This window comes from Lichenibacterium minor (assembly GCF_004137685.1).
In the GTDB taxonomy this organism is placed as follows: domain Bacteria; phylum Pseudomonadota; class Alphaproteobacteria; order Rhizobiales; family Beijerinckiaceae; genus Lichenihabitans; species Lichenihabitans minor.
In genome coordinates this window covers 1-1,157 of sequence record NZ_QYBB01000155.1, presented here as the reverse complement: position 1 = coordinate 1,157, position 1,157 = coordinate 1, and the positions used below count along the sequence as shown (strand labels likewise).

At 68.5% G+C, this 1,157-nt stretch carries 1 pseudogene; it reads left to right on the top strand.

The annotated features are described in order from the left end of the window. Window positions 1–1,157 (top strand): annotated as a pseudogene (locus D3273_RS28640) (hypothetical protein); the annotation flags it as partial.

The window sequence follows — 1,157 nt, the reverse complement described above, 5'->3', positions numbered from 1 at the left end:
CAGGTGTCGGCCTTCAACGCCACCCAGGTCGGCGCCCTGTCGGCCAAGCAGCTCAATGCCCTCACGGCTTCCGAAGTCCAGGGACAGATCGCCAACGTGACCGCCGGCCAGATCGCGGGCCTCAACTCCACGGATCTCAACGGCCTCGACACCACGACCATCGGGGCGCTCGCCACCACGCAGGTGAAGGCTCTCACCGCCGCCCAGATCAACAGCCTGTCGTCGACGAACCTCGACGCCCTCGACGTCACCAAGCTGTCCGCCGGACAGGTGTCCACCCTGTCGACCACCTCCGCGGCGGCCCTGACCACCACCCAGGTGTCGGCCCTCAACGCCACCCAGGTCGGCGCCCTGTCGGCCAAGCAGCTCAATGCCCTCACGGCTTCCGAAATCCAGGGACAGATCGCCAACGTGACCGCCGGCCAGATCGCGGGCCTCGACTCCACGCATCTCAACGGCCTCGACACCACCACCGTGGCGGCGCTCACCACTACGCAGGTCACCGCGCTCACCGCCGCCCAGATCAACAGCCTGTCGTCGACGAACCTCGACGCCCTCGACGTCACCAAGCTGTCCGCCGGCCAGGTCGCCACCCTGTCGACCACCGCCGCGTCCGGCCTGACCACCATCCAGGTGTCGCACTTCGCCGCCACCCAGGTCGGCGCCCTGTCGGCCAATCAGCTCAACGCCCTCACGGCTTCCGAAGTGCAGGGCCAGATCGCCAACGTGACCGCCGGCCAGATCGCGGGCCTCAACTCCACGCACCTCAACAGCCTCGACACCACGACCATCGGGGCGCTCGCCACCACGCAGGTCAAGGCTCTCACCGCCGCCCAGATCAACAGCCTGTCGTCGACGAACCTCGACGCCCTCGACGTCGCCAAACTGTCCGCCGGCCAAGTGTCCTCCCTGTCGACCACCGCCGCGGCGGCCCTGACCACCACCCAGGTGTCGCACCTCGCCGCCACCCAGGTCGGCGCCCTGTCGGCCAATCAGCTCAACGCCCTCACGGCTTTCGAAGTGCAGGGCCAGATCGCCAACGTGACCGCCGGCCAGATTGCGGGCCTCAACTCCACCCACCTCAACGGCCTCGACACCACGACCATCGGGGCGCTCGCCACCACGCAGGTGAAGGCTCTCACCGCCGCCCAGATCAA